Origin of the sequence: Streptomyces sp. NBC_01267 (assembly GCF_036241575.1) — a bacterium.
GTDB lineage: Bacteria > Actinomycetota > Actinomycetes > Streptomycetales > Streptomycetaceae > Streptomyces.
In genome coordinates, this window is sequence record NZ_CP108455.1 from 5037661 (window position 1) to 5040993 (window position 3333).

The 3333-nt window shown below is 69.2% G+C and carries 3 protein-coding genes; 1 reads left to right on the forward strand and 2 read right to left on the reverse strand.

Annotated features, from left to right (window positions below; translation table 11 throughout):
- Window positions 1–6 precede the first annotated feature (6 nt).
- The gene (locus OG709_RS23345) at window positions 7–858 is read right to left on the reverse strand and encodes a helix-turn-helix domain-containing protein (RefSeq protein WP_329167640.1); all 852 of its coding nucleotides are present in this window, start codon (window positions 856–858) and stop codon (window positions 7–9) included.
- Between the two features lie 312 nt (window positions 859–1170).
- Here OG709_RS23345 and OG709_RS23350 point away from each other — a divergent pair, with 312 nt between their 5' ends.
- Window positions 1171–1581, forward strand: coding sequence for an ATP-binding protein (locus OG709_RS23350; RefSeq protein ID WP_329167641.1), 411 nt, complete (start codon window positions 1171–1173; stop codon window positions 1579–1581).
- 4 nt (window positions 1582–1585) lie between these two features.
- Here the strand turns inward: OG709_RS23350 and OG709_RS23355 are convergent, their stop codons facing one another.
- Window positions 1586–3253, reverse strand: a complete 1668-nt coding sequence (locus OG709_RS23355) for a hypothetical protein (RefSeq protein WP_329167642.1) — start codon at window positions 3251–3253, stop codon at window positions 1586–1588.
- Window positions 3254–3333 lie beyond the last annotated feature (80 nt).

Genomic DNA, 3333 nt, shown 5'->3' on the forward strand with positions numbered 1-3333 from the left:
CGGCTCCTAGAGTTGTCGGGCGAGATTGCTGATGAATGTGCGCGATTCCGCCGGTGCCAGTGCGCGTGTCTGCAACGCGTCGAGCTGGGCCCTGTACTTGGCGAGCTGTATGTCCGTGTCCAGGAATTCCGGCCCGTGGGTGGCGTCGAGTTCGACCACGTCGAGCGCGGGTACGGAGGCCGAGGCGTAGACGACGGACTGCCCGGCGCCGGGGAAGCCGCCTTCCTTGAACGGGATGACACGCACCACGATGTGCTGTCGCTCGGACAGCTCCAGGATGTGGGCCAGCTGTGCACGGATCGTGGCCGTGCCGCCGAACTCGATCCGCAGGGCCGCTTCATGGATGATCACGTCGACGGTCGGTGGGTCCGGACGTTCCAGGACCTGCCTGCGGTCCATGCGGTGCATCAACCGTGCGTCGAGATCGGAATCCGTCAGCCGGGGAATGACATGCCCGAAGACCGCGCGGGCGTACGCCTCCGTCTGGAGCAGTCCGGGCAGGTGGATGGTCACGGCGATACGGAGGGCCACCGCGTGCCACTCCAGCTCGGCGATGTCCAGTAACGCGCAGGGGAGTTGTCCCCGGTACGTGACCCACCAGCCCTTGCCGCGCTCGCTCGCCATGGCGGCCAGAGCGTCGATGAACGCCTGGTCGGGGCAGCCGTAGTTGCCCGCCAGGGTGCGTACCCGTGCGGCGCTGATCCCGGATCGGCCGGATTCCATATTCGGAATGTTGGTGCGGGGCACGTCGAGCAGACCGGCAGCGTATTCGGTGCTCATGCCCGCCGCGAGGCGCATCTTGCGCAGCTCCGCACCGAGTCGCTTCTGGCGCGCGGTGGGGGTGCTCCTTGGCGGCATGAGTCCTCGCTCTCGAACCGGGTACCGGGCTCAGTCTGCCCCGGGCGCGAGCGATCGGTCCACACTGGCGGTTTCGCAGAACGTAGTACATGTACTCCCGAATGTTCTACAGTCGGTAACGCACCGCTCACACACGGCGAGTTGGAAGTGCATCGCGCGAGCCTGCCCGCAGTCTCCTCCCCTGGGAGGGGTGGCCCCGCGTCAGGGAGACAGGACACCGACCGCGCCGAACCCTGCGTTCGAAGGAGCCGACTGATCATGTTCGCAACCACTGTTACGCCATGTCCCGCGCCGCCCACGCCCGAAGGTGAGGTGCCGGCCCTTGCGTACAGCCTCACGCTGCCCGCCGCACCGCGCAGTGCCGCCGTTGCGCGGCTGGCGGCGCGGGCCGTGCTTGAGGCGCATCGGCTCGGGGTGGTGGCCGACTCCGTTGTTCTCGCGGTGAGTGAACTCACCGCGTGTGCAAGCCGGTTCGCGCCGGAGGGGCAGGTTCATCTGTCGCTCCGCTACCGGGACGGCGCCGTTCGTATCGTCAGTTACGACGCGCATCCGCGACACCCCCATCCCCGGCTCGCCGCCGTCTGCGACGCCCGGCGTCGGGGCGCGCTGCGGGTGGTGGCCCGTCTGGTCAGGGCCGAGGGCGGGAGCTGGGGGACGGGGGCGGCGGACGAGCCCGGGGGAGGTACCCGGATGTGGGTGGTGCTGCCCTGCGTGGCGGATTAGCGCCCTACTTGGTGCACTCCACCCGGATCGGCGCGGCGGCGTTGTGGGCGTTCTTCCGTGACGACGAGCTCCAGTCGTCGCCGCGGTCGTGCATCTTGACGCTCAGCACGCCGCTGTTGATCTTGTACGAGGGGGCTGCGATCCACTGGCCACGGTGACTCACCTGGGTGATCGTGAAGTGGCCGAGCTGGGTGGAGCCTGCTGTGCTCGTGCCGTCGTGGACGGTGTAGTATGTGGGCTGGCCGCCGACGTGTCCGACGTTGCTGTCGTTTGGAATGAAGACGCTGACCTTGCAGCTGCCGGACTTCACGTCACCGGTCCGGAAGTTCCAGACGGCCCAGTTGCTGCTGTCGTCGGAGTCACCCGACATGGGAATCGAGCGGTACCAGCCCTCGCAGCCACCTGAGGCGTACGAACCGTCGTGCGTCGTCCAGCCCTCCTGACCGTCCGTGTACTTCCCGTGCTCGGTGTAGGTGACCGCACTGCTGGAGCAGTGCATGCCGCCGACCGCCGAGAAGAGCACGGTCGGGGAGGACGACACCTTCTTCGGCGTCGCGGGGCTGCCGTTGCCCGTCGAGGAGTTCGTCTTCGTGTCGGTCTGCTTGCCGGAGTCCGAGCCGGAGTCGGAACCCGTCTTGGTCGACGTGGTCTTGCCGCCCGTCTTGCCCTTCGGGGTCTTGTCGCCCGCCTTGGTATCGGCGGGCAGGTCGCCGCCGCCGACGTTGTCCGCCGACGCGGCTTCGGTGATGGGCGGGGCGTTCACGCCGCCCGCCGTTCCCCCCGTGGTGCCGGATCCCTTCGAACTGCCCTTGCCCAGGGGGGCCTTGGAGGCATCCGCCTGCGGTACGTAGCCGTCCGCACCCGGGGCGGGGTCCGTGTATCCGGCGGCGTTGTTCCTGTTGTTGTGCTGGGGGCCGTCCCCGCCGGTCGACGAGGCGACGACGAACGGGAGGGACAGCAGCACCACGCCCCCGATCGCGGCAGCGGCGACCATCGGCCGGGACACCTTGCCGGGTGCTGACTTCTCTTCCGCCGCGTCGGTGCCTTCGGGGCCGTTGCCCGCACCGTCGACGGTGGTGACGGCCTCGGAGGCGGTACGGGTACGCGTACGGGTCCGGGTGAGGGTGCCGAGGACGGCGGTGAGTCCCGCTATCCCACGGGGAGTTGCCGTTGCCGCCGTCGCGGTCGCGGTGGCTGCGACTGGCTCGGCGGCGAGGGCGGCAGTGGTCTCCGGCTCGGTGGCGGCCGGTTCCGAAACGGCTTCCGAAGCGGCTTCCGGAGCGGCTTCCGGAGCAGGTTCCGGAGTCGGCTCGGGCTTCTCGGCCTTCTGCTTCTCGGCCGCCATCGGCTCGGGTGCCGATTCGAGTGTCGGTGCCTTGCTCTCCGTCGCGCGGGCGGCGTCAGGAACCTCCGCGCCGATCACGCCACCGGCGAGCGTCGCGGCGACGCCCTTCGGTGAACTACTTCCGGATTCCGTCACCTTGGCGGCGCCTGCCCCGGATCCCGAGGTGGTCGCAGGAGCCGCGGGAGCCGCAGGAGCCGTAGTGGTGGACTTCGCTGCCTCGGCCCCAGCCTTCTTCTCGTTCTCCGTACTCGCTCCCGGCGCCGCCTCTTCCGACGTCTCCGCAGCAGCGGACACCTCGCTGTTCGACTCGGGTTCCGTGTGTGCCATGGCCACCTCGCCTCTCCTGCTTCTCGTACTGCTCGTGTGCGTCAGCCGGGTGCATCGCCCGTGTGCGCCGGTCGTGGGTG

Coding starts and splice junctions, on each gene's coding strand:
- OG709_RS23345 (WP_329167640.1), bottom strand. CDS start 858: ATGCCGCCAAGGAGCACCCCCACCGCGCGCCAGAAGCGACTCGGTGCG.
- OG709_RS23355 (WP_329167642.1), bottom strand. CDS start 3,253: ATGGCACACACGGAACCCGAGTCGAACAGCGAGGTGTCCGCTGCTGCG.